Here is a 23,852-nt window from a genome sequence, read left to right on the forward strand (position 1 = left end):
TTATAAAATGGACTTCTAAGTATGAGGCGAATAGCACATACACATGTTTGATAAAATGTTCATAATGAAGTGGTTCATTTTTTGGTGATATTATTTTATAAATCCTACTCCGGCCGTGGTATTTGTTTGAGTATCTACCAGAATAAATCGTCCATTTGTTCGATTTTCACTGTACTTGTCGGCATAAATAGTTTTACTTAGTTTGATCTTTACGCTACCAATATCATTCAGACTCAAAGAAGTTACATTCTCTTCGGCTCCAAAATTCGAATCAACATGGCTTTCTACTTTATCTATTTTTGCCAGAACACCGTTGGTATTATGTTGTAAAACATATTTTTGGCCCGGAACCAAAGGGCGATTATCCATCCAACAAACCATGGCATCCACAACTTTTGTTTCTACAGGAACCTCTTTGGTCTTCACCAGCATATCTCCTCTGGCGACATTTATATCATCTGCCAGGCTAATAGTTACAGAACTTCCTGCTGGAGCTTCATCAAAAGTTTCTTCGAAAAAATGAATGTCTTTGATTTTGGAGGTCGTCAAGGATGGTAACACGGTTACATCATCTCCTACTCTCAGGCTATTACCATTAATTTTCCCTGCATAACCGCGGTAATCATGAAATTCTTCGGTTTTAGGTCTTATCACTGTTTGAACAGAAAACCTAGCCTGACTTTCTTCCGTAAAATCTTCAGCTTTAAGATCTTCGAGATGTTCCAGTATGGTTTGTCCTTGATACCAGGACATTGCAGTAGATTTTTCAGCAATATTCTCTCCCCATAAAGCGCTCACCGGAATAAAGGTGAGTTTCTGATCCTGGAAATCACTTTTACTCCTCAACTCCTCAAATTCCTTAATGATGCTATTGAATACATCTTCGGAATAATTGACAAGATCCATTTTATTTATGGCGACTATAACTTCTTTGACCCTCAACAAATTATTTATAAAAAAGTGCCGGTACGTTTGTTCGATAACTCCCTTTCTGGCATCTATAAGTATGATTGAAGCCTGAGAGGTTGAAGCACCGGTCACCATATTGCGGGTATATTCAATATGACCTGGAGTATCGGCGATGATATAACTTTTCTTTGGGGTTGAGAAATAGATATGGGCTACATCTATGGTTATTCCCTGTTCTCTTTCTGCAACCAGACCATCTGTAGCCAGTGAAAAATCGAGATAGTCAAGACCGTTCTTTTTACTTAGCCTATCAATTGCTTCAATTTTATCTGAAGTCAAAGATTTGGTATCGTAAAGCAGTCTTCCAATTAGGGTACTTTTGCCGTCATCTACACTTCCTGCTGTTGCTATTTTTAATACTTCCATTTTATCCTTATTTAGAAATAACCCTGTTGTTTTCTCGTTTCCATGGCTGCTTCGGATCTTTTATCGTCGATCCTTGCACCTCGCTCCGAAATGGCAGATTCTCTTATTTCCTTGATAATCTTTTCTACGGTATCTGCTCCAGATTCCACTGCAGCCGTACAGGTTATATCTCCCACAGTTCTAAATCGAACGGTTTTCATTTCTGTAAGCTCATGATCGTCTTTGTAAACATGCTCTGAAGCTGTCCAAATCAAACCATCTCTTTCAAAAATCTCTCTCTCGTGCGCAAAATAAATAGAGGGAATTTCAATCTTTTCAGCATCTATATAACTCCAAACATCCAGCTCTGTCCAGTTAGAAATAGGAAATACTCTTACATTCTGGCCAATATCGATACGTCCATTTAACATATCAAAAACCTCCGGTCGTTGGTTCTTTTCATCCCACTCTCCAAAGTCATTTCTTACTGAAAAAATTCTCTCTTTTGCACGAGCTTTTTCTTCATCCCTTCTTGCTCCACCTATGCATGCATCGAACTTATATTCTTCAATAGCACTTAAAAGAGTATTGGTTTGTAATGAATTCCTGCTGGAGTACCTGCCTTTTTCTTCAATAGAAATTCCGCTGTCAATATCATCCTGAACTTTTCGTACAATAAGATTCAGTCCAAGTTCTTCAACTAATCGATCTCTGAACTCGATAGTTTCAGGAAAGTTGTGACCGGTATCTATGTGCATTAATGGAAAAGGAATCCTCGCAGGATAGAAGGCTTTTTGCGCTAAGCGTACTAAAGTGATAGAATCCTTACCGCCCGAAAATAATAGCACGGGATTTTCAAACTGAGCCACAACTTCCCGGAAGATGTAAATAGCTTCGCTTTCTAACGTATTTTGATTTAAGATCGAACTCATTTTTAAACTTTTAGGCGTGTAAACCACACTCTCTATTATCTAATACTTTTGTAGGGTCGAAATATTTGAATTCATTCGGTAGTTTATGCTCTCTCAAATACCCATCTAATTTTTCGTCTGACCAGTGGTAGAAGGGACTAACCTTAAGAAGCCCGTCTTTACTATAACTTAGAATATCGATGCTGTCTCTAAAATTTGTTTGTCCTTTTCTAAGATTCGTAAACCATACGTCTGGCTTCTGTTCTGCCATTGCTCGCTGGAATGGCTCTAGCTTCACCTGCCTGGTAAATTCCTCATGATCTGGTGAAGCAATACCTGGGATACCTTCAAAATAGGCATCTCTGTAGGCCGCAGTTTGTCTCGGTGTATAAAGTTTTACTTTAAGATCTAAGTGGTCTATGAGAAAATGAGCATGCTTATAGGTAGGCAGAGTATTGTAACCTGTGTCGCACCAAATTATCTTCATAGAACTTTCTACCTGAGTACAGGCATGTAAGATTGCTGCTTCATAAGGTCTGAAATTGGTAGTAACTACTGGATTATTACTAGATGCCAAGACCCATTGAATTATTTCTGAAGGTGCTACACCCCGTAACTGACTGTTAAGTTTTTCTATTTCTGAATCGCTAAACTTTTTCATCTGTCTTTATGATTTAATTCTGTTCAATTCCGAATAACCAGTTACTATTTCGCAATAGTATAATTTCCGGTTTGCTCCTATTAAAACTAATCTTTGCCATAGGGGATTAAATTCCAAAGCCGTTCGTGACCAAAGTACAGGATCATTTTTGTTACCAGTTCGACAGATCCAATCGCGAGTGCAGTTTCTATTTTTCTAGTAAGAAACCATGCGATCATAACCGTATCCAGGGTTCCAACTATTCTCCAACTAATCGTTTTTAGAATACTTCGAAGCGGTCGTTCTGTAGTCCTATCCTTTTTATAAGTACTTTTTTCTTTAGTTTGATTCAGTAACATCAACATACTCTCTTCATTAAAAACTATAATCCTATCGGTTTACTAGGTTTTAAGCAAAACTAGACTTCGTTTATTTAAACACCAATTTATTTTTAAAAAAATTTTTATTTTAACACCCTTATCATTACCTAAAGGCAATGTCTGCAAGTGTATTTTCTCCAAGTACATTCAATGATGCATCCCTCACCTGTATCATCAATTTATGAACAGAACAGGCGTCTTCATCTGGACAGTCATCGCATTTTTCATAGTAATTAAGACTAACGCAGGGAACCATGGCGATGGGACCTTCCAGCACCCTGATCACTGCGGTCATCTTAATTTCTGAAGGCTTTTTTATTAAATAATAACCTCCACCTTTTCCCTTTTTGGAGCCTAGAAAGCCAGATTTTCTAAGTTCCAGCATAATACTCTCCAGGAACTTCTGAGATATATTCTCACTTTCTGAAATTTCAGAAGCCTGAACAGGGAATTTTTCATCTTTTCGCGCTATGTATGTTAGCGCTTTGATGCCATACTTGGTCTTTTTGGAAAGCATGAAACGAAAATAGAAAATTTCCGACTGCTATTGCTATTCCTGCAAGGCCTTTTTAAGATCATTAATAATATCCTCCACATGTTCCAGACCCACAGAAATTCTAACCAGGCTTTCTGAGATTCCTACCTCTTCCAACTCTACTTCACTTAATTTACTGTGTGTTGTGGAAGCAGGATGAGTCACGATCGTTCTTGTATCTCCCAGATTTGCAGATCTTGAACACATTTGCAGTCTATCTATAAATTTTCTGCCTGCTTCCAGTCCGCCTTTGATCTGAAATGCCACTACATTTCCTCCCAGTCTCATTTGTTTTTTTGCCACTTCATATTGTGGATGAGTTTTTAAGAATGGATATTTTACGGTTTCAACCTCAGGTATGGACTCTAGAAACTCTGCAACTTTCAGCGCATTTTCACAATGTTTTTCCAACCTTATAGCCAGTGTTTCCAGGCTTTTTGATAAGACCCAGGCATTAAATGGCGATAGTGCCGGCCCCGTATTCCTGCTAAACAGATAGATCTCACGTATTAATGCCCTATTCCCAACGGTAATTCCACCTAGAACCCTGCCCTGCCCGTCCATCAATTTTGTAGCCGAATGTATGACCAGGTCTGCCCCATATTTAATCGGATTCTGTATATACGGGGTGGCAAAGCAGTTATCGATGATCAGGATAAGATCATATTTTCTGGCAATATTTCCGAGTAATTCCAGGTCCAGAATATCCACTCCGGGATTGGTAGGTGATTCTGCAAACAGGATTTTTGTTTCAGGTTTAATCAAACTTTCAATATCTTCCGGAGCATTCACATCGAAATAATCATGTGAAATATTCCATTTTGGAAAATATTTAGTGAATAACCCATGAGTTGAACCAAATACAGAACGGGATGAAACTACATGGTCACCGCTTTCCAGCAAGGCTGCCAAAGTAGAAAATACAGCTGCCATACCTGTCGCAAAAGCAAATCCATCTTCAGCTCCTTCCATCTGCACCACCTTGTCAATAAATTCTGAAGTATTAGGATTTGAATAGCGACTGTAAATATTTCGCTCCTTCTCTTCAGCAAAACTTGCACGCATATCTTCTGAATCTTCAAAGACATAGCTGGAGGTTAGAAACATAGGTGTGGAGTGTTCCTGAAATTGTGTTCGTTCCAATTGCGTTCGTACCGCAATGGTTTCAAATTCTGCCATTACTTTAGTTTAATTGCTTGTTTATCTTCAGAATATCGCTAAAAACACCTCGTGCGGTAACATCAATTCCTGCTCCCGCTCCCTGTATAACCAGTGGAAACTCTTTATAGGATTCAGAATAGATCTCAAAAATATTATCGGTTCCATCAATCTGGCCAAGCGGAGTTTCAGCATTCGCTGAGATCAACCTGGTTTGCAAACTTCCGTTTTCTACATTGAGTTCCCCCACATAACGCAAGACTTCTCCGCTCTTGTTCTCATCTTTATGCTTCTGAAAAATATCGTCCAGAATTGAAACCTGCTTCTGAAAATGCTGTAAACTGGTTCCACCATTTAAGGATGTAGGAAGTAAAGATTCAATACTTACTTCTTCCAGCTCTTTCTTCAGCTGAAGTTCACGTGCAAGAATTAGTAATTTTCTGGCCACATCCTTACCGCTAAGATTCACCCGTGCATCTGGCTCGGTATAACCAAATTCACCGGCCTTCCGAAGCACTTCTGAAAATTGAACATTTTGCTTAGAATATGTATTAAATATATAGCTGAGTGAACCTGAGAAAACTCCCCGAATCCTGGTTACCTGCTCTCCAGAATCGTACAGGCTCTTGATGGTTTCCACCACTGGTAAGCCAGCTCCCACATTGGTTTCGTACTGAAATATTTTATGATGTCTTTTCAAAGCTATTCTTAACTGCTCATAAAAATCCAGACTTAGGGTATTGGCAACTTTATTTGCGGCTACAATATGACTCCCATGTTCAATCAAATCAATATAATTCTCCGGTAAACTATCACTTGCCGTAGTGTCTATGGAAATTAGATTAGTAAATGCATGATTTTTTAAATATGTCAGAATATCCTGAAATTGGTAAGAGCGTTTTTCCCTGCTAAAACTTTCTTTCCAGTGCTCATCAAAACCCAGATGATCAGTAATCAAATTACTGGAATCGGCAATCAGGACAATCCTGATCTCCAGGTCTGAATTTCTTTGAAGTTGATCTTTCGCAGCGATGATTTGCTGAATTAATTTACTCCCAACCTTACCCGGCCCAAACAGAGCGAGATTTATTATTTTCATTTGTGTAATTTTTTTGTTGAAATATGGGTTCTAAAAATCTGGCTACCTGGTCGGTTTCGATCAGGAACGCATCATGTCCATGAATAGATTTGATCTCGTGGATGCTAACATTATTTTTGAATAGAGACAGCTCCACGTAGGTGTTCCAGTTTTCTTCTGCCAGGAAGAAAAGGTCGGTATCTATCGTGATCATATGTATATGACCTTTAACCTGGGCAGCCACTTCAATGGCGCTTTGTGAGTCGTTTGAAATATTGATCGTAGTCAATAAATGGTTCATCAATTTATAGGAACTCAAACTAAAGCGCGATCTAAGTTTACTTCCGTGATGCTCCAGCCAATTTTCGACCTTAAAACTATTCGTAGTTTCGTCTTTTTCATTTCTGAATTTGTAGCTAAGCGATTGTGGTGTGCGATAAAAGGTCATTGCATGCATACGCGCATCCTCCAATGGATTCTCACTATTATTCAAAATCCTGTCCTGAATCTTACAGTTGGCTAGAAGCCAGTCGGTAGATTTTAGATCGGTTGCGATCGGGATCACGTGCAAAGCAAGGTCTGGTTTTAGAGCTGCCAGCTGCCAGGCTAGTGCTCCGCCAATAGAGGCTCCAATAATCGCAAATAGCTCGGTGATATTTAAGTGTTCCAGAACAGATAATTGAATTCTGGCAATATCTTTCAGGGTAAACTCTTTATAATGATGAAAGTTATCTTCATCATTCTTCAGAATTCCATTTCCAGGAATGTTAATGCAAAGAATAGAATATTGATCTGTATCTATGCTCGCACCAGGACCCACAATATCACTCCACCAGCCTCCGGAACCGCAAACCTGGGCATTGCCGGTAAGCGCATGATTCACCAGAATCACCGGAGCAGTTCCAAGTTTTCTGCCAAATAACTGGAAACAGACATCTATGTTCTGGACTTTGCCGGCACTATTCGTGAAATCTGTTATACTTATTTGTTGTAACATAAAATTGAGGTTAAACCAAAGCCGCGTACATTTCATACGGGCTCCGGCGATTAAACCAAACTAAAATTAAACAAGTGATTGTTGAGCAACCTGGGCGAAAGCCTGCTTCAAATCTGCTTTCAGATCTTCTGTATCTTCAAGTCCTACTGAAAGCCTTATTAGATCCGGTTTAACTCCGGCAGATAATTGTTCTTCGTCTTTCAACTGCTGGTGAGTGGTACTGGCAGGATGAATAATCAGCGATTTGGTATCTCCAATATTGGCAAGCAGTGAAAATACCTTGGAAGCGTCCACTACTTTTTTAGCAGCTTCATAACCTCCTTTGATCCCGAAAGTCACTAGTCCGCTTTGTCCTTTTGGTAAATACTGCTGAGCGATATCGTAGTACTCGCTGGACTCGAGGCCTGGATAATTCACCCATTCCACTTCCTCCTGCTGCTCCAGCCAGGTGGCTAGTTCCAGCGCATTTTTGCTATGTTCGTTGATTCTAACTTTCAGCGTTTCAAGTCCCTGAATGATCTGGAATGCGTTAAACGGACTCAGTGCAGCACCGTGATCACGAAGGCCTTCAATTCTGACTTTAGCTATAAAAGCTGCTTCCTGCAATGCCTCGTGATAAACCAATCCATGATATCCTGGAGATGGCTCGGTGAATTCAGGAAATTTTCCACTGGACCAGTCGAACTTACCTGCGTCTATGATCACTCCACCAAGACTGGTTCCATTCCCTCCGATATACTTGGTTAGAGAGTGTATTACGATATCTGCTCCGTATTCTATTGGATTCAGCAGGTAAGGTGTGGCTACGGTATTGTCCACGATAAATGGCACTTTGAATTCTTTTGCTTCTTTGGAAATTGCTTCCAGATCCAGAACATCCAGCTTTGGGTTCCCTAGCGATTCAACAAAAAATACCCGGGTATTTTCCTGTGCTGCTTTTTGGAAATTTGCAGGATCACGGGGATCCACAAAGGTGGTTGTTATGCCAAATCTTGGCAGTGTATTTTGTAAAAGGTTGAAAGTCCCGCCATACAAACTACTACTGGCTACAATATGATCGCCAGCCTTTAGTAACGTTAGTAACGCAGTATTGATCGCCGCGGTTCCAGATGCCGTCACCACCGCTCCAATTCCACCTTCCAGGGCTGCCAGCCTTTGCTCTAGCACATCATTGGTGGGATTATTCAAACGGGTATAAATAAAACCTGGCTTTGCAAGAGAAAACAGATCTGCTGCATGCTGACTATCGTCAAAAACATAGGAACTGGTCTGGTAAATTGGTACTGCTCTGGTTCCTCCATTTTGAGTGGTATCGTGTCCTGAATGTAATGCCTGTGTTGAAAATTTTTGAGTACTCATGATATAAATTTTTAAAAATTGTAAATGATTGAAATAAAAAAGTCCCCCTGATATGCTATTACCAGGGGGACTTTTGAATTGATTCCTTTTTTAAAATCTATTTTTAAAATCTATATTCTCGAGTTCAGGTAATAGCTATACATGCTGTACATACACATCATCATGCGCATGTCCATCATATTTTTAACTGTTACCTGTAATTTCATAATTGTAAGTTCTATGTTCTAATTTCAATTTTGGCCATAAAAAAAGCCGCTGCGGTTGGCAGCGGCTTTTTGCAATATATATTCTTTCAGAATTATGCAATAAGATGCGCTGCAGAAGTTCTCCACATCATACACATCATCATATTGCAAACTGTTCTGTACATTGTTCTAAAATTGTCTTACAAAGATAACGGCAGAGTTTTTTATTATCCAAGCTTTTGCGTACTTATTTTTTTAGCCTTCTAGAATGTATAAAGTATAACCCGCGTAAATACTGATAGTTACGAAGTATATTTTTTTTGTTTGCGTTAGGGATTGAGCGAGTTGTTTGAGCTCTTTTGGTTCTTTTTCGAACCAAAAAGCGAGTTGCGAAAGCCCGGCGCGAGACCGGAACGGGCGAAGCGCAACGCCCTGATTATTCCGAAAAATGCAACTGTAATTCCACGTCCTTTAAAATGGCGTTAAATCGATTTGCTATCCTTTTAAATTTTATACATTTGTATCAACTTATTGAAAGGGATAGATTTGACTGATTGCAACCCTCTACATCACATCGATGTTTTAAATGCTAAAGCAGAATGGTAATTACACTCCTTTTTAGCTTCACACGTCAAATTTTTCCATTCTTATAAACTTAAAAAGTAATTGAATGGCTTATTTATTTACTTCAGAAAGTGTATCTGAAGGACACCCGGATAAAATTGCAGATCAAATTAGTGATACGTTACTGGATAATTTTCTTGCCTTTGATGGCGAATCGAAAGTAGCTTGCGAAACTCTGGTTACAACCGGGCAGGTAGTACTTGCTGGTGAAGTACGAAGTAATACATATCTGGATGTTCAAAATATCGCACGTGATGTGATCAATGATATTGGTTATACAAAAGGTGCTTATAAATTTAGCGGTGATAGTTGCGGTGTGATCTCCCTTATTCATGAACAGTCCCAGGATATTTACCAGGGTGTGGATCGTGGAAAGAAAGAGGAACAAGGTGCTGGTGACCAGGGAATGATGTTTGGTTATGCGACCAATGAAACTGAAAACTATATGCCGCTGGCATTAGATATTTCACATCGTATCCTAATTGAACTGGCTAAACTTAGAAGGGAAGGTAAAGACATCGAATATCTAAGACCTGATTCCAAGAGCCAGGTGACTATTGAATATAGCGATGACAACGTTCCTGAAAGAATCGTTGCGATCGTGGTTTCTACGCAACATGATGATTTCGACCAGGATGATGAGAAAATGCTGGCGAAGATCAAAAAAGATATAGTTGAGATTCTTATCCCAAGGGTTAAGAAACAGCTGCCAGATTATGTTCAGGAATTGTTCAATGACGACATTATTTACCATATTAATCCTACCGGTAAGTTCGTAATTGGAGGTCCGCATGGTGACGCAGGACTCACCGGTAGAAAAATTATTGTAGACACCTATGGCGGAAAAGGTGCTCACGGTGGCGGTGCATTCTCTGGAAAAGATCCTTCTAAAGTAGATAGATCTGCCGCGTATGCTTCCAGACATATTGCCAAGAATTTGGTGGCTGCAGGAGTAGCTCCTGAAATTCTGGTACAGGTTTCTTATGCAATTGGAGTGGTGGAACCAACTTCTATTTCGGTTTATACCTACGGAAAAAACAATACAAATCTTTCTGATGGTGAAATTGCTGAAAAGGTTCGTAAGATCTTTGATATGAGACCTGCAGCGATCGAGGAACGACTGAAGTTGAGAAATCCAATTTACCGTGAAACCGCAGCGTATGGTCATATGGGAAAAACTCCGCGTATAGAAACAAAGGTTTTTGAAAGTCCGTATAATGGTAAGATAACCAAGGAAGTGGAACTATTTACCTGGGAGAAACTGGATTATGTAGATAAGATCAAAGAGAGTTTTGATCTGGAATAATTTGATATATTTATAAATCAAATTTTTAGCAATGGATTTTCTATCACTTTTTCCAATTTTAATAGTTTTACTATATTTTTTAATAATAGGCTCTGTACTGTATCTTATTTATAAATGGGTTTCCAGATTTATACATTTACGCGAGCAACAAAACGAATTGCTTCGTGAGATTATTCGAAAAATGGATAAATAATAAAATAAGCCTCTTAAAGTTAGAGGCTTTTTTAATGGATCAAATCGTGTACTGGCCACCAGTGACCTGCACCGTTGAGCCGGTCATATAACTGGAATCTTCGGAAGCTAGCAACACGAAAGCTGCTGCCAATTCTGCAGGCTGTCCCGGTCGTTTCATAGGGTTGTCACTTCCAAAATTCTTCACCACATCCTCTGGCATGGTAGCCGGAATAAGCGGAGTCCAGATTGGTCCTGGAGCTACACAATTCACCCGAATTCCTTTATCTGCCAGCAATTGCCCCATACTCGCTGTAATATTCTGTATCGCACCTTTAGTAGCAGCGTAGGCCAGTAGATCTGGACGGGGATTGTATGCGTTTACTGAAGTGGTATTCACAATGGTACTGCCCGGTTTCATATGAGGTTCGGCCGCTTTACATAAATAAAACAGGGAGTAAATATTCGTTTTAAAGGTGTAATCCCACTCTTCTGCAGAAATTTCCTGCAAAGAATCTCTCGCCATCTGGTAAGCTGCATTGTTAACCAGGATATCGATTTGGCCAAATTCAGCAATAGCTTTTTCAACTATACTTTTACAATGTTCCTGATCACCAATATCTCCCGGAACTAAAACTGCTTTTTTGCCTGCCTCTTCTACCAGTCTGGCAGATTCCTTAGCATCCTCATGTTCTTCAAGATAGGAGATCAATACATTCGCCCCTTCCCTGGCAAAAGCAATTGCCACTGCTCTTCCAATTCCGCTATCTGCCCCGGTAATGATCGCGTTTCTGCCCTTGAGCTTACCTGAACCTTTATAGGATTTTTCACCATGATCTGTATCCGGATCAATGCTACTTTCTGTTCCCGGTTCACTCTGGTTGAGATTTTCAAATGGTGGTTTTGGATATTTTTCCTGTGGATGTTCCATAATTATTGATTTTAAAGGTTTCTTTAAAATTATAGAATGCTTCGATAAATCAGGAGAGTAGATATTGTAAACTTTCCCTAAATAATTATGGAAAAGCGCGATATTTTTTATCAATTCTTCGGAAAACCTTAACAAGCGAACGCTGTTTTAATTCCTAAATTGAAATTCCACCAAGAGGAAATTCTATGTCTTTATTTAAAAAAGTTCGTGATACGGTTAACCTTCTAAAATCGGTTGATCTGGATCAGCTCGCCAAGATCAATCAAAAGATCGATCTCGCCGAGGCAATGAAAACTTTGGGCAAACTTGACGACCGTCAACTCGCCGGATTAATGAAAATGTTAAAAACTAAGAAGAAGAAAGGTCAGCACGACCTGCCTCCTATCGACGGTGATTTTTATAATCTGGATCTCAAGCTTACGCCGGAACAACGGGAAATTCAGCTTAAGGTTAGAAATTTCATGGAAGACGAAATTCGTCCTTTAGTGAATGAATACTGGAAGAAAGATCAGTTTCCATTTGAGGTCATCAAAAAATTCAGCAAACTGAATATCGTCGGTGTTCCTTATGAAGGATATGGATGTCCAAACATGCCATTCTTGATGGAAGGCATCATAGCTCAGGAAATTGCACGTGTAGACGTTTCGATCTCTACCTTCTTTGGAGTTCACAGTGGTCTCGCCATGGGTTCCATTTATCTCTGCGGAAGTGAAGAACAGAAACAGGAATGGTTACCGCAAATGGCAAAAATGGAAAAGATCGGTGCCTTTGGCCTTACCGAACCTAATGTAGGTTCTGGTGTTGCTGGCGGCCTCGAAACTACCTGTAAATTTGATGGAGAGAACTGGATATTGAATGGTCAGAAAAAATGGATAGGAAACGCCACTTTCGCTGATGTAATCGTGATCTGGGCTCGGGATCTTGACTCTGGCAGAGTAAAAGGTTTCCTTGTACGTAAGGAAAACCCTGGTTTTTCAGCAGAAAAGATACAGGATAAAATGGCATTGAGAATCGTGCAGAATGCGATCATCACCCTTAAGGATTGCAAGATCCCTGAAGGTGACAGGCTGCAAAACGCGAATTCTTTTAAAGACACTGCCAATGTTCTTAGAATGACCAGAGCCGGAGTTGCATGGCAAGCCGTTGGATGTGCCAGAGGTGCTTATGAAAGCGCTTTGAAATACACCAAAAAAAGAGAGCAGTTTGGAAGACCTATTGCCTCTTTTCAGCTTATTCAAAATCATCTTGTGGAAATGCTTTCAAATCTTACAGCGATGCAGACGCTTTGCTTTAGATTATCAGAAATGCAGGATCAGGATCTACTTACAGATGAGCACGCCAGTCTTGCGAAGGTGTATTGCAGCATGAGAATGCGGGATGTAGTGAGCAGAGCAAGAGAGGTTCTTGGTGGAAATGGAATATTATTAGAATACGATGTAGCTCGTTTTGTAGCAGATGCCGAAGCGATCTACAGTTATGAAGGAACTAAAGAAATCAATTCATTGATCGTTGGCCGTGCAATTACCGGTTACAGCGCATTTGTGAGTTAAATGAAAAAGAAAAATTTATGTCAGTATTAATCGTTGCTCCGGGAAGAGATTCGGAGGCATGGGTAGAAGCATTAAAAAATCAACATCCGGGAATGAATATTTATACATATCCCGAAGAACATGATCCGGAAGAGGTAGAATTTGCGCTAACCTGGAACCACCCAAGAGGATTATTCAAGAATTATCCGAATTTAAAAGTAATCGCAAGTATGGGTGCCGGTGTAGATCATATTTTAAGTGATAATTCCCTCCCTGAAAATGTTGCAATTACGAGAGTCGTAGACGAAACACTCACCGAAGATATGGGAGATTTCGTACTTAGCCAGGTAATGAATCATATTCGTAATCTTCATGGATACGTAAAATCGCAGTATAAAAAACAATGGGACAGGTCTCAATATAAAAGACCACAGAATACTAATGTTGGAATTATGGGACTTGGTGTCCTTGGTAATGCCGTCGCAGATAAATTACACAAGAACTTTTTCAAAGTGTCCGGTTGGTCAAAAACAGAAAAGGATTGTGAAAATGTAACCAGCTATTACGGGAAAGATCAACTGGAAGAATTTTTAAATAATTCTGAAATTTTAGTTTGTCTCCTTCCTTTGACTGAAGACACTGAAAATATCCTGAACGAAGATCTTTTCGATATGCTGCCGGAAGGTGCATACGTGATCAATGTGGCGCGTGGTGAACATCTGGTGGAGCATGATCTTATGAAAATGATCGATAATGGTCATCTTTCAGGAGCATCTTTAGACGTATTCCGCGAAGAGCCGTTACCGGAAGAACATCCTTTCTGGGAACATGATCGTATCAATATCACTCCGCACATTGCGAGTGTAACCAAGCCGGAATCTGTGGTTCCGCAGATCGCTGAAAATTACGATCGTATGAAGGAAAATCAAGACTTGAAGAACAAAGTTGAAATGGACAGAGGTTACTAATTGATTTACTATGGATACATTTAAAAACATCATGGTAGCGGTAGACTTCAACGATAGCATTGGTGAATTAATGATCTTTGCTGATAGTCTTGCTGAAAAATATGAAGCCAAATTATGGGTTTTGCATGTGGCAGATCCAGAACCAGATTTTGTTGGTTATGAACCGGGACCTCAATATATTAGAGATCTTCAAGCTGAAGAATATCGCGAAGAACATCGTAGTCTTCAACAGGTGTGCGATAGTTTTATAAGCAAAGAGCTTGAAAGTGACGCTTTACTTATTCAGGGATCAACGGTAAGCACCGTTCTTGAAGAAGCTAAAAAACTGAATGTAGATTTGTTGATCGTGGGAACTCATAAGCACAGTTTCCTTTACAATCTGCTGAATGAAAGCGTCTCGATGGAGCTGGTTAAAAAAGCTGAAATTCCCATGTTAACGATACCTATTAATGAATAAAAACAATCCCCGTAATCACGGGGATTGTTTATTTTAGTGTAAAACTGAAAGATTTGAATAGCAGCAAGGAAGAACTTCTGAAAGTTCTGGAAACTATAGCACCATTTATTCACAGAACTCCGGTTCTAACTTCCAAGCTGATCGACGAAATGGCCGGCTGTGAAATTCAATTTAAGTGCGAAAATTTTCAAAAGATGGGTGCATTCAAAATGCGCGGTGCGATGTACGCCATTTCAAAGCTTTCTGAGGAAGAAAAGAACGCCGGTGTGGTCACACATTCTTCAGGAAATTTTGCGCAGGCGTTATCTCTGGCTGCTAAAAGTCTGAATGTTCCTGCATATATAGTGATGCCCGAGTCGGCTCCTGAAGTTAAAAAAGCTGCGGTTCGAACCTACGGCGGAAAGATTACAGAATGTCTCTCTACTCTTCAGGATCGGGAAGCTACAGCTAACAGAATAATGGACAAAAAAGGAGCAAGATTTATACATCCTTCTAACGATATGAATGTGATCCTGGGACAGGGAACTGCGGCCACCGAATTATTGCTGGACCATCCCGAACTGGATATGATCGTTTGTCCTGTTGGCGGTGGAGGACTCATTGCCGGAACCGCTATCTCCACTCATGTTTTGCTTCACAACTGTCTTTGTATTGGTGCAGAACCTATGGAAGCTGATGATGCATGGAGATCTTTAAAAAGTGGACAGATTGAAAGTAACGCTTCTGTTCTTACGATTGCAGACGGACTCAAAACAATGCTCGGAGACGTTAACTTCCCTATAATTAGGGATCATGTTTCAGAGATCATCAGAGTTTCTGAAGAAGAGATCATTGCAGCAATGCGCTTGATCTGGGAACGCATGAAGATCGTTGTAGAAGCCTCCAGTGCCGTGGCCCTGGCCGCTATTCTTCAGCAGAAAGATAAATTCAGAAACAAGAAAGTGGGCTTGATCATTTCTGGCGGAAATGTTGATCTTTCTAACCTGCCATTTTAGGAGTCTTTTACTACAGATATTGTCACCAGCATTTGTCCTATATGCCTTTGAGAATGTTCCGCAGCATGAAAAAGTACACCAATTAAACTTGACTTAATTCGCCTCCTCCCTACTTCGACCGTATTCGTTAGATCTTCAGGCTTCTGTGATTTCAAAAATACTACCGCTTCGCTCAATTCATTTTCAGCCTTAATTATAAGTTCTTCAACACTAATGGAGGCATCAGCTTTTCCTTCCAGTTTTAAATAGTGCAACTGAGCTTCACTCAATTGTTCGCCTTTTGCATAAGTGATCAAACGGTTGGTCACACCAGCTATATGCTGAAGATGAAACCCTACAGACGCCCTTTCAGCAGGTTTTGTCCATAATTCGCCTGCAGGGAAATCAACAAGATATTTACGGAGTTCTTCTTTAGACTGAAGTAGTGCATGCGCTGCGGGCTGCAACAGGTCGGGTACATTTTCTACTTTACCGCGTAGCCAATTCTCTGGTTTAGCTTTATCCATTTTCATATTTTACTGTAAAATAGAAATTAAATCAGGTAAAAAAAAGAAGTCTTATCTTTAAGAAGAACATCAGGTTGTTATATTAAATAAATTCAGATGGAATTGTATCTCACCGTTGCGATCATCATCATTGGTATCATCCTGTTCGTGCGCGATTATTTTTCGATAGACACCACTTCTATCATTATCATGGCGCTTTTTATAATTTCGGGAGTTCTAAGTCCCGAAGAAGGTTTCTCGGGATTTAACCATCCGGCTACCATTACGCTTGGTTGTATGTTCGTGGTTAGTGCTGCCGTTTTCAAATCGGGGATCATTGACGGTCTTAGTGCCAGGCTTATTAAGATTGCACGTATAAATTATTTTTCTGCACTCGTTTCCTTGTGTCTCACTTCAGCTGTACTTTCTGCTTTTATTAATGATTCTGCAGTAGTCGCGATTCTTATTCCTGTGGCATTACTGGTTTGCCGCGAAGCCGAAATTAGCCCGGCCAGACTTCTAATTCCTATCTCTTTTTCAGCATTATTTGGCGGCACCTGCACCCTTATTGGAACCTCAACGAATATCCTGGTAAGCAGTTATGCTGAAAAGCTAGGTTCTGAGCCCTTCGGCATGTTCGAGTTTTCAATGGCTGCTCTTTGCTTACTTACTATTGGCCTGGCGTATATTTTCCTGCTTGGACCAATTCTATTACCAAAAAGAGGACTGCCTGAAAATACCGGACTGATTAAGCAAACTGAAAAGTATATGGCGGAGATCGAACTGCATCATGATCACGTTGATATCGATCTACCTGTTTCAGAATCCAGACTGGTCAAAGACTATAAGATCCAGATACTTAGAATAAAACGAAAACATTACCGGGTTTATGAAATCAATGGAGAAACGGTTTTAAGAGAAAACGATAGGATTAGAATCCTGGTGGATCCAGTACACCTGGCAAAATTAAAATCAAAAAAAGGGATTTCTGTTAGAGGGGACAAAGAAAGTATCCGGGAAATGGAGGCCAATCAGGATGCCTCAGAAGTTTCAGAAGAAAAAAAGATCTTCGAAGTCATGATTCCATATGGATCTGAACTTGCGGGTCATTCCATTAGGGATATGAACTTCAGAAGCACTTATTATGCCTCTGTTCTGGCTATTCGACATCGTAAGGAAACGATCACCGAAGATGTTTCCCGGGTAGTTCTTAGAGAAGGTGATATGATGTTGTTATTCGCTTCAGAAAAAGCAATTTCGGTTCTTGCTACAGAAAAAATGATCGTAACGCTTTCAGAATACCAGGGAAGAAATGTGAACTATAAAAAGGCAATTCCTGCGTTGCTCATCGTGATTGGGGTAGTTGCCGCTGCAGCCTTTAATATAACTTCTATCCTCATAAGCGCGATGGTTGGGAGTTTATTGATCGTCACTCTTACCATTTTAAAACCTCAGGAAGCTTACGAAGCCATTGAATGGAAAGTGATATTTATGATCGCCGGGGTACTTTCTATGGGAAAAGCTTTGGAAAAAACTGGTGGTTCTGATATTGTTTCCCAGTACGTCTTTGAAACTTTGGGCGATATGGATCCCCGGTGGACGTTAAGCATGATATTTCTATTCACTTTTCTATCTACTAATGTCCTATCCAGCAAGGCGGCGGCAGCTCTCATGACGCCCATAGTCATAAGTCTGGCCGGGGCGATGCAGGTGAGCGAAAAACCTTTTTTGATTGGCGTCATGTTTGCATGCTCGCTTACTTTTATGACTCCGGTAAGTTATCCCGTGAATACAATGGTGTACGCGCCGGGAAATTATAGGTTCAGAGATTTTCTAAAGTTCGGAACTCCGCTTAACTTTATCATCTGGATCGCGGCCTCATTTATTATCCCGATGTTTTTCCCTTTTGAACTATGAGAAAAGTAAAATTACATAACCCTTTTAAAGCCAGAATCATTGACGAAAAACTGCTTCGTGAACATCTAGCTTTAGAACGAACTAAACTTGCAAACGAAAGAACCTTACTCAGCTATATTCGGGCATCTATATATTTGCTTATTAGCGGACTTGCTTTATTACAAATCAAGGATTATCAGGGTATCAGCCTGATGTGGGTAGGTTATTTATCCCTTTTCCTCTGCATCTTATTTATAATTGTTGGATTTTCAAGGTATGTTGCCCTGGAACGCAAACTTAACGGACTCCTTAGAGAACAACCGGAAGATAACAACAAAGGTTGATGCTACAGAGTCTGGTGCACTACTCCATGCACTTTTTGGTGATCGCCGTGATCGCCTGGTTCTATGATCGTGAAAACTGGTTAAAATACTGGGCTATTCTTGCGGCTACCATGATCGTGGATATCGATCATTTACTAGCCACCCCAATTTTTGATCCCAATCGCTGCGGAATTGGATTCCATCCCCTGCATTCTGAAATTGCAATCGCTGCTTATTTATTCGGAATGATATTTATAAGACAAAAAATAATCAGATTGATATGTATCGGATTATTCTTTCATATGATCACAGATTTTCTTGATTGCCTGTGGACAAACTATAATTGTAACTCCTGTATTTCCCCTAATCTCTTATAGTTTATTATACTTCGGAAGTAAATAGTAACTTGGCTTTTAAGCTTTTAAAGAAATATTGTTACTTCTGAAGCAGCATCTCTAAATAGGATGAAACTTTTGATAATCAATTTTTTAGCTCGATATGTACAGAAACAATTTCGAATTATCCGGTAATGAATAACCATATTGAATCTATTTTTAAACCATATTAGGCAGTAATAAGTGCAAATTAAAATTAACCCTTCAAATCGTTATAAAACTGTAGCACAAGGCCTTAAACTTTGTTGAAAATTTATTTCCTCAAGTTATATCAAATCAATCAATTTAATTCAATTCTTTTATCTTTACACTCCTTAATTCAGCCTAAGAAATAAATTATGCATGTAGCCATAGCAGGAAATATTGGTGCAGGAAAAACAACATTAACTCGATTACTAGCAAAGCATTACAACTGGGAACCTCAGTTTGAAGATGTTCTGGAAAACCCTTACCTCGAAGATTTTTACAACAAAATGGAGCGCTGGTCGTTTAACCTGCAGATCTATTTTTTGAATAGCAGGTTCAGGCAGATCCTTCAAATTCGCGAGAGTGGCCAGAAAATCATTCAGGATCGTACGATCTATGAGGATGCTTATATTTTCGCACCAAACTTGCATGCAATGGGTCTTATGACCAACAGGGATTTTGAAAATTATAAATCACTCTTTGATCTTATGGAAAGTGTGGTACAGGGACCAGATCTACTCATTTACTTGAGAAGCAGTATTCCTAACCTTGTAAAACAGATTCATAGTAGAGGGCGTGATTATGAAAACTCTATCTCTATTGACTATTTGAGTAGGTTGAATGAACGCTACGAAGCATGGGTACACGATTATAATAAAGGAAATTTGCTTATAATTGATGTAGATAATATTAATTTTGTGGACAATCCGGAAGACCTCGGTGATATCATCAACCGCATCGATGGACAGTTACACGGACTTTTTTAAATGATAATTGACTATGGAATCTACTAAGCTAAAAAGACCAAAACACAAGGGTTCTCCAAAACTCTTCGATAACCCGATCCTGGAAAAATTAACCCACACACATATATCGCTCCCATTGATCATTTTTGGTTTGATCTCTGTCGCTTTAGTTTATTATGGAGTGTTTGAAAAAGGTTTTGAAGCCCCGGCGATGATTGGATTATTCCTGGCAGGCCTTTTCTTCTTTACGTTCATTGAATACGTAATGCACAGGTATCTTTATCACATACCAGCAACTACGCCCAAAAAACAAAAATTTAGCTACACGATGCATGGTGTACATCATGATTACCCAAAAGACAAATCCAGGCTGGCCATGCCTCCTGTTCTTAGTCTGGTGATCGCAACCGTTTTATTCATTATTTATCGTGCGGTTCTGGGAGATTATGTATTCGGTTTTCTTGCAGGTTTCCTGATTGGTTACGCTGCTTACCTGGCTGTTCATTATTCTGTTCACGCTTTTAAGGTTCCAGGAAACTTTCTAAAGATCCTATGGCATCATCACAGTATTCACCATTATCGTGAACCAGATCGTGCTTTCGGAGTTTCTTCACCACTTTGGGACCAGATCTTTGGTACTATGCCAAGAAAATCTCCGGTTCAGGAAAGAGCTGCGGTTGGAACCAGTATAGATCCAAGCTAATTCAGTATATACAATAAAAAAAGTCCCTTGAAAAAGGGACTTTTTTTATGTACTGAAATTTTTGACCTGACTATTTTATAAAGCCATTTTCACGGGCGTGTTCTTCCGCTTCCTCACTACTCATCACCATGAGCACCGGTACTGTATCAAAATTATCAATGATACTTTGCACACGTTGCATCTGCTTTTTGTGTTTCACACTTCTTAGATAGATCGCCAAAATACGATCTGAATACTGAGCCGCAATATCTGTATAGATGCTCGCATCATGTTCACCACTATCTCCAATCAGGATAAATTTAAGATCTGGATAGGTTTTTAGAATGTTGGTGATCTCCTTTTGCTTATGAGGTTTCTCAGGTTTCATAGTGCTTTCAAAAGGAGTTCGAAGATCACGTAACAACATGGGACCCTTGGGAAAATTATTGTGATCCAGGAACAATTTGAGATACTCATACATGTTCCAGGGACTGTTACTTAAATAAAACATGGGATTTCTAAACTTACCACTGGTTCCCTCGTGTAATTTCTTGTAAAGGCTCGGAGCTCCCTTTAATGGTATTCTTTTATAGGCGTTTGTTAGTAATGAATTCTTCAGTAAGCGCCATTTTAGAAATGAAGTAACTCCTGTATGCAGAATGGTATCATCAATATCACTTATAACTCCAAATTCAGCATCATGCTGCGGAATAAGAAATTCGCCACGTTTTGGGTTCTCCAATTCATCTGTTCTAGGTTCTACCTTTTCACAGTACCTAACCTCGTAATCTATCCAGCCTTCATTCGATGCATATTCAGATAAATTTTCATCAAAAGTCTTATCGAACAGAAAATAACCTTCATCGCTGGTAGTCGTTCTTAAATTTACTTTTCCAGGAACCACCAGCTCCATTTCGGCATCAGGAATTTCAAAGCTATCGAATTGCTTATACGTATTTTTTATAGTCCGAAAAATGGACTGTTCCTTGACGATATTCAGTGGTTCATTATCTAAAACCCTTCCGAAGACATATAAATGGGAATAGGTACCATAACTTCTATAGGGCACTATATGAATTTGATCGAGGTTTCTATACCTGCCTAGTAATTTTTTAAAACGTTTGATCATTAAAATTGAAGGTTTTGGTTCAAGTTATATTTTATTCTGAACCGAGTCTGCCAGATGGCCTAGTTTTATAATTATTTTAGTATTAAAGTCGGTTTAGAGCTTCCAACGCTTTTCCCATATCTATACCTTCAACTAGCACTCCTTTAAAAAGATCTGGATTCTCCATAATTCTTGCGGGCATATTTTTGATATTGAAATCTATGATCTTTAGACCTGGTTTCACTTCGTTCCAGTGTAGAGGAGCTGAAACCGGAGCAGCAGGTTTAGGTCTTACACAGTAAGGAGCAGCCAGAGTTTGTCCCCGTCTATTCTGTAGATAATCCAGGTAGATCTTATTTTTCCGATTCTTTACAGCACGATCCATGCTGGTAAGTCCTTTGGTTCTCTCAAGAACATAATAACAGATGAGCTTAGTAAATTCACGACCTTCTTCGTAAGAATATTTCGCACCAAGTGGGATATAAATATGAATTCCCGAAGATCCTGAAGTCTTGCAATAAGCTTCAATATTTGCGGACTCTAAAATCTCCTGTGTTACCTGCGCAACTTCGATCACTTCCTCAAATGTATTTTTTTCTGAAGGATCCAAATCAATGATCACATAATCTGGTTGATCCAAGGTGTTTTTTCTACTATTCCAAGGATTGATCTCGATACAACCCAGGTTTGCCATATAAATTAAACTAGCCTCATCCTGGCAGAGAAGGTATTCTATATCTCTTTTCGCAGAACTAGACCAAATCTTTAAAGTTTCGATCCAAGAATCCAGCAAACCTTCATTATCCTTCTGGTAAAAACCTTCTTTCCCGATACCATTTGGGTGCCTGTGGAGATTTTGTGGACGATCCTTTAAAAACGGGATCATATATTCTGAAACCTGTATGTAATAATCGATGAGATCATACTTCCTGAATCCTTCTCCCGGCCAGTAAATTTTGTCCAGATTAGTGACATTAACTGTTCTGCCATTTATTTCTAAAGCATTGGAGCTAACCTTTGAGGAATTCTGAGATGCTTTGTTTGTGGTTTTTACATCACTTAAAGATTTATCTTCTCTCAGACCTTTGTAAACAGGATGACGCATTCTACCGCTCTCTGTCCATTCTGAAAATTTGATCTCACACACAAGTTCCGGTTTTACCCAATTTGGTGATCTGCCTTTAAAGTTTATTTTCTGACTAAAGGGTGACTTTTGAATTTCAAGATCCTGCATCTTCTGAAGTAATTCCTGTTGCACCGAAGATGAGAATCCAGTTCCGCAATTACCTACATATTGCAATTCACCTTCTCTATAGATCCCGAGTATTAACGAACCAAAAATGGATCCTTTTGAATCTGTATAACCACAGATCAAAACTTCTTCAGAGCTTGTACCTTTTATTTTTAACCATTTCTCACTACGATAGCCTGGAGTGTATACAGAATCTGCTTTTTTCGCGATCACTCCTTCCATACCCTCTTTTAAAGCTTTCTTATAAAAAGCATCTGCCATACTTTCAACATGCTCGCAGTAGTAGGTCATCTCCAACCCTTCCAGAACATCAGGAAGCAGACTTTTACGTTCAAGCAGGTTTAGGTCCAGTGTACTGTGTCCATTTAGAAAAAGTATATCAAAAACATAAAATCGAAGATCTGCCGGGGAAGTACTGTCATAATTTTGCAGTTGTTGAAACTGTGGTTTTCCATGCTCATCCAGAATTACCACTTCCCCATCGAGTATCACCTCATGAGGGATGCTGTCCAGGTCCTGAGCAAGCTTTGAAAACTTATCATTATAATTGATCCCATTCCTGGAGTACAGATTCACATTACCATCGCTGATACTTGCAAGTACTCTGTAACCATCCCACTTCAACTCGTATATCCAACCGGGTTTGCTAAAAATTCCATCTGCCGCAGTCGCCAGCATTGGCTTTATGATATCAGAATCGTTTAGGCTTTTTACGATTCCTTGCGGAGCATAATCTTCTGCATCGTAATTTGAAGTTACAGAGTGATCGTCTTTCTTCTTTATTAGCAACCAGTGCTTCTGTCCATCCCTCCTTCTTGTTCGAACCAGGGCAAATGTTCCTTTTATCTTATCACCATGAAATTTCACTTTAAGATCACCCTTTTTTAAAGCCTCCTCAGCTCCAAAATTTCCAACCGACTCAAATGTTCCTGTATCCCAGATCCTCATTTTCCCAGCTCCATAATTACCCTTTGGGATCGATCCTTCAAAGGTTAGATACTTTACCGGGTGATCTTCGGTTTCAATGGCAAGCCTCTTATCTTCGGGATTCATGGAAGGACCTTTAGGAACGGCCCAGCTTTTAAGAACACCATTAACCTCAAGCCTTAAATCATAATGTAATCTGGAAGCACGATGACGTTGAATGACGAACCTAAAAAGATTCTCTTTTTCAAGATCACCTTTAGGCTCAGAGGTTTGGGCAAAATCACGTTTTTTATTGTATTCCTCTAAAGACATGT

23 protein-coding genes are annotated in these 23,852 nt (G+C 39.6%); 10 read left to right on the forward strand and 13 right to left on the reverse strand.

The window, feature by feature from the left end; all coding sequences use genetic code 11:
- Positions 1–90 precede the first annotated feature (90 nt).
- The 9 genes from ACSHZO_RS11050 to ACSHZO_RS11090 form a co-directional block, all read right to left on the reverse strand.
- The gene (locus tag ACSHZO_RS11050) at positions 91–1,335 is read right to left on the reverse strand and encodes a sulfate adenylyltransferase subunit 1 (protein ID WP_298248249.1); all 1,245 of its coding nucleotides are present in this window, start codon (positions 1,333–1,335) and stop codon (positions 91–93) included.
- Between the two features lie 11 nt (positions 1,336–1,346).
- On the reverse strand, positions 1,347–2,246 hold the full coding sequence (cysD, locus tag ACSHZO_RS11055) for a sulfate adenylyltransferase subunit CysD (protein WP_298248250.1): 900 nt from the start codon (positions 2,244–2,246) through the stop codon (positions 1,347–1,349).
- A gap of 10 nt (positions 2,247–2,256) precedes the next feature.
- Positions 2,257–2,886 (reverse strand): phosphoadenosine phosphosulfate reductase family protein, encoded by a 630-nt coding sequence (locus tag ACSHZO_RS11060; protein ID WP_298248251.1) that lies wholly within the window; start codon positions 2,884–2,886, stop codon positions 2,257–2,259.
- Between the two features lie 86 nt (positions 2,887–2,972).
- A complete protein-coding gene (locus ACSHZO_RS11065; RefSeq protein ID WP_298248252.1) occupies positions 2,973–3,230 on the reverse strand; it encodes a DUF2061 domain-containing protein in 258 nt (85 codons plus the stop codon).
- 118 nt (positions 3,231–3,348) lie between these two features.
- Positions 3,349–3,762 carry an RrF2 family transcriptional regulator gene (locus ACSHZO_RS11070; protein WP_298248253.1) on the reverse strand — a complete coding sequence of 138 codons (414 nt, stop codon included), beginning with the start codon at positions 3,760–3,762 and terminating at the stop codon, positions 3,349–3,351.
- Between the two features lie 33 nt (positions 3,763–3,795).
- Positions 3,796–4,959 (reverse strand): trans-sulfuration enzyme family protein, encoded by a 1,164-nt coding sequence (locus tag ACSHZO_RS11075; protein WP_298248254.1) that lies wholly within the window; start codon positions 4,957–4,959, stop codon positions 3,796–3,798.
- 4 nt (positions 4,960–4,963) lie between these two features.
- Entirely contained in the window at positions 4,964–6,037 is a 1,074-nt protein-coding gene (locus ACSHZO_RS11080) for an aspartate kinase (RefSeq protein ID WP_298248255.1), read from the reverse strand.
- Positions 6,000–7,013: an alpha/beta fold hydrolase gene (locus ACSHZO_RS11085; protein WP_298248256.1), complete on the reverse strand. Its 1,014-nt coding sequence runs from the start codon at positions 7,011–7,013 to the stop codon at positions 6,000–6,002. The genes ACSHZO_RS11080 and ACSHZO_RS11085 overlap by 38 nt, the downstream gene beginning before the upstream one ends.
- Before the next feature lie 66 nt (positions 7,014–7,079).
- Complete coding sequence (locus ACSHZO_RS11090) at positions 7,080–8,372, reverse strand: O-acetylhomoserine aminocarboxypropyltransferase/cysteine synthase family protein (RefSeq protein ID WP_298248257.1); 1,293 nt, start codon at positions 8,370–8,372, stop codon at positions 7,080–7,082.
- Between the two features lie 855 nt (positions 8,373–9,227).
- On the opposite strand from ACSHZO_RS11090, the gene metK reads away from it, so the two are divergent.
- Complete coding sequence (gene metK, locus ACSHZO_RS11095) at positions 9,228–10,487, forward strand: methionine adenosyltransferase (RefSeq protein WP_298248258.1); 1,260 nt, start codon at positions 9,228–9,230, stop codon at positions 10,485–10,487.
- A gap of 232 nt (positions 10,488–10,719) precedes the next feature.
- On the opposite strand, the gene ACSHZO_RS11100 is transcribed toward metK, so the two are convergent.
- Positions 10,720–11,589 (reverse strand): SDR family oxidoreductase, encoded by an 870-nt coding sequence (locus tag ACSHZO_RS11100; protein ID WP_295182135.1) that lies wholly within the window; start codon positions 11,587–11,589, stop codon positions 10,720–10,722.
- 185 nt (positions 11,590–11,774) lie between these two features.
- Here ACSHZO_RS11100 and ACSHZO_RS11105 point away from each other — a divergent pair, with 185 nt between their 5' ends.
- The 4 genes from ACSHZO_RS11105 to ACSHZO_RS11120 are packed head-to-tail and all read left to right on the forward strand — an operon-like array spanning position 11,775 to position 15,538.
- A complete protein-coding gene (locus ACSHZO_RS11105) occupies positions 11,775–13,139 on the forward strand; it encodes an acyl-CoA dehydrogenase family protein (RefSeq protein WP_298248259.1) in 1,365 nt (454 codons plus the stop codon).
- A gap of 17 nt (positions 13,140–13,156) precedes the next feature.
- Positions 13,157–14,086 (forward strand): 2-hydroxyacid dehydrogenase, encoded by a 930-nt coding sequence (locus ACSHZO_RS11110; RefSeq protein WP_298248260.1) that lies wholly within the window; start codon positions 13,157–13,159, stop codon positions 14,084–14,086.
- Positions 14,087–14,096: 10 nt separating this feature from the next.
- Entirely contained in the window at positions 14,097–14,543 is a 447-nt protein-coding gene (locus ACSHZO_RS11115; protein WP_298248261.1) for a universal stress protein, read from the forward strand.
- A 53-nt stretch (positions 14,544–14,596) separates the two neighbouring features.
- On the forward strand, positions 14,597–15,538 hold the full coding sequence (locus tag ACSHZO_RS11120; protein ID WP_298248262.1) for a threonine ammonia-lyase: 942 nt from the start codon (positions 14,597–14,599) through the stop codon (positions 15,536–15,538).
- Here ACSHZO_RS11120 and ACSHZO_RS11125 read toward each other — a convergent pair.
- Positions 15,535–16,044: a DinB family protein gene (locus ACSHZO_RS11125; protein ID WP_295182039.1), complete on the reverse strand. Its 510-nt coding sequence runs from the start codon at positions 16,042–16,044 to the stop codon at positions 15,535–15,537. The genes ACSHZO_RS11120 and ACSHZO_RS11125 overlap by 4 nt on opposite strands.
- 96 nt (positions 16,045–16,140) lie before the next feature.
- Here ACSHZO_RS11125 and ACSHZO_RS11130 point away from each other — a divergent pair, with 96 nt between their 5' ends.
- From ACSHZO_RS11130 to ACSHZO_RS11150, 5 genes are all read left to right on the forward strand, one after another.
- Positions 16,141–17,940, forward strand: a complete 1,800-nt coding sequence (locus ACSHZO_RS11130) for an SLC13 family permease (RefSeq protein ID WP_298248263.1) — start codon at positions 16,141–16,143, stop codon at positions 17,938–17,940.
- Positions 17,937–18,263 (forward strand): DUF202 domain-containing protein, encoded by a 327-nt coding sequence (locus ACSHZO_RS11135; protein ID WP_298248264.1) that lies wholly within the window; start codon positions 17,937–17,939, stop codon positions 18,261–18,263. The genes ACSHZO_RS11130 and ACSHZO_RS11135 overlap by 4 nt, the downstream gene beginning before the upstream one ends.
- Positions 18,263–18,619, forward strand: a complete 357-nt coding sequence (locus ACSHZO_RS11140; RefSeq protein ID WP_298248265.1) for a DUF6122 family protein — start codon at positions 18,263–18,265, stop codon at positions 18,617–18,619. The genes ACSHZO_RS11135 and ACSHZO_RS11140 overlap by 1 nt, the downstream gene beginning before the upstream one ends.
- Positions 18,620–18,975: 356 nt before the next feature.
- Positions 18,976–19,590 carry a deoxynucleoside kinase gene (locus ACSHZO_RS11145; RefSeq protein ID WP_141878609.1) on the forward strand — a complete coding sequence of 205 codons (615 nt, stop codon included), beginning with the start codon at positions 18,976–18,978 and terminating at the stop codon, positions 19,588–19,590.
- Positions 19,591–19,603: 13 nt separating this feature from the next.
- On the forward strand, positions 19,604–20,272 hold the full coding sequence (locus ACSHZO_RS11150) for a sterol desaturase family protein (RefSeq protein WP_298248266.1): 669 nt from the start codon (positions 19,604–19,606) through the stop codon (positions 20,270–20,272).
- Between the two features lie 70 nt (positions 20,273–20,342).
- On the opposite strand, the gene ACSHZO_RS11155 is transcribed toward ACSHZO_RS11150, so the two are convergent.
- Positions 20,343–21,380, reverse strand: a complete 1,038-nt coding sequence (locus tag ACSHZO_RS11155; RefSeq protein ID WP_295182055.1) for an App1 family protein — start codon at positions 21,378–21,380, stop codon at positions 20,343–20,345.
- An 82-nt stretch (positions 21,381–21,462) separates the two neighbouring features.
- A complete protein-coding gene (gene ligD / locus ACSHZO_RS11160) occupies positions 21,463–23,850 on the reverse strand; it encodes a DNA ligase D (RefSeq protein ID WP_298248267.1) in 2,388 nt (795 codons plus the stop codon).
- Positions 23,851–23,852: the final 2 nt, after the last annotated feature.

It is taken from the genome of Christiangramia sp. 3-2217-3z (genome assembly GCF_051195275.1).
Taxonomy (GTDB): Bacteria; Bacteroidota; Bacteroidia; order Flavobacteriales; family Flavobacteriaceae; genus Christiangramia; species Christiangramia marina.

Excerpts from the sequence above, each read along its gene's own strand:
- ACSHZO_RS11050 (WP_298248249.1), bottom strand. The coding sequence starts at position 1,335 with ATGGAAGTATTAAAAATAGCAACAGCAGGAAGTGTAGATGACGGCAAA.
- cysD (WP_298248250.1), bottom strand. The coding sequence starts at position 2,246 with ATGAGTTCGATCTTAAATCAAAATACGTTAGAAAGCGAAGCTATTTAC.
- ACSHZO_RS11060 (WP_298248251.1), bottom strand. The coding sequence starts at position 2,886 with ATGAAAAAGTTTAGCGATTCAGAAATAGAAAAACTTAACAGTCAGTTA.
- ACSHZO_RS11065 (WP_298248252.1), bottom strand. The coding sequence starts at position 3,230 with ATGTTGATGTTACTGAATCAAACTAAAGAAAAAAGTACTTATAAAAAG.
- ACSHZO_RS11070 (WP_298248253.1), bottom strand. The coding sequence starts at position 3,762 with ATGCTTTCCAAAAAGACCAAGTATGGCATCAAAGCGCTAACATACATA.
- ACSHZO_RS11075 (WP_298248254.1), bottom strand. The coding sequence starts at position 4,959 with ATGGCAGAATTTGAAACCATTGCGGTACGAACGCAATTGGAACGAACA.
- ACSHZO_RS11080 (WP_298248255.1), bottom strand. The coding sequence starts at position 6,037 with ATGAAAATAATAAATCTCGCTCTGTTTGGGCCGGGTAAGGTTGGGAGT.
- ACSHZO_RS11085 (WP_298248256.1), bottom strand. The coding sequence starts at position 7,013 with ATGTTACAACAAATAAGTATAACAGATTTCACGAATAGTGCCGGCAAA.
- ACSHZO_RS11090 (WP_298248257.1), bottom strand. The coding sequence starts at position 8,372 with ATGAGTACTCAAAAATTTTCAACACAGGCATTACATTCAGGACACGAT.
- metK (WP_298248258.1), top strand. The coding sequence starts at position 9,228 with ATGGCTTATTTATTTACTTCAGAAAGTGTATCTGAAGGACACCCGGAT.
- ACSHZO_RS11100 (WP_295182135.1), bottom strand. The coding sequence starts at position 11,589 with ATGGAACATCCACAGGAAAAATATCCAAAACCACCATTTGAAAATCTC.
- ACSHZO_RS11105 (WP_298248259.1), top strand. The coding sequence starts at position 11,775 with ATGTCTTTATTTAAAAAAGTTCGTGATACGGTTAACCTTCTAAAATCG.
- ACSHZO_RS11110 (WP_298248260.1), top strand. The coding sequence starts at position 13,157 with ATGTCAGTATTAATCGTTGCTCCGGGAAGAGATTCGGAGGCATGGGTA.
- ACSHZO_RS11115 (WP_298248261.1), top strand. The coding sequence starts at position 14,097 with ATGGATACATTTAAAAACATCATGGTAGCGGTAGACTTCAACGATAGC.
- ACSHZO_RS11125 (WP_295182039.1), bottom strand. The coding sequence starts at position 16,044 with ATGGATAAAGCTAAACCAGAGAATTGGCTACGCGGTAAAGTAGAAAAT.
- ACSHZO_RS11130 (WP_298248263.1), top strand. The coding sequence starts at position 16,141 with ATGGAATTGTATCTCACCGTTGCGATCATCATCATTGGTATCATCCTG.
- ACSHZO_RS11135 (WP_298248264.1), top strand. The coding sequence starts at position 17,937 with ATGAGAAAAGTAAAATTACATAACCCTTTTAAAGCCAGAATCATTGAC.
- ACSHZO_RS11140 (WP_298248265.1), top strand. The coding sequence starts at position 18,263 with ATGCTACAGAGTCTGGTGCACTACTCCATGCACTTTTTGGTGATCGCC.
- ACSHZO_RS11145 (WP_141878609.1), top strand. The coding sequence starts at position 18,976 with ATGCATGTAGCCATAGCAGGAAATATTGGTGCAGGAAAAACAACATTA.
- ACSHZO_RS11150 (WP_298248266.1), top strand. The coding sequence starts at position 19,604 with ATGGAATCTACTAAGCTAAAAAGACCAAAACACAAGGGTTCTCCAAAA.
- ACSHZO_RS11155 (WP_295182055.1), bottom strand. The coding sequence starts at position 21,380 with ATGATCAAACGTTTTAAAAAATTACTAGGCAGGTATAGAAACCTCGAT.
- ligD (WP_298248267.1), bottom strand. The coding sequence starts at position 23,850 with ATGTCTTTAGAGGAATACAATAAAAAACGTGATTTTGCCCAAACCTCT.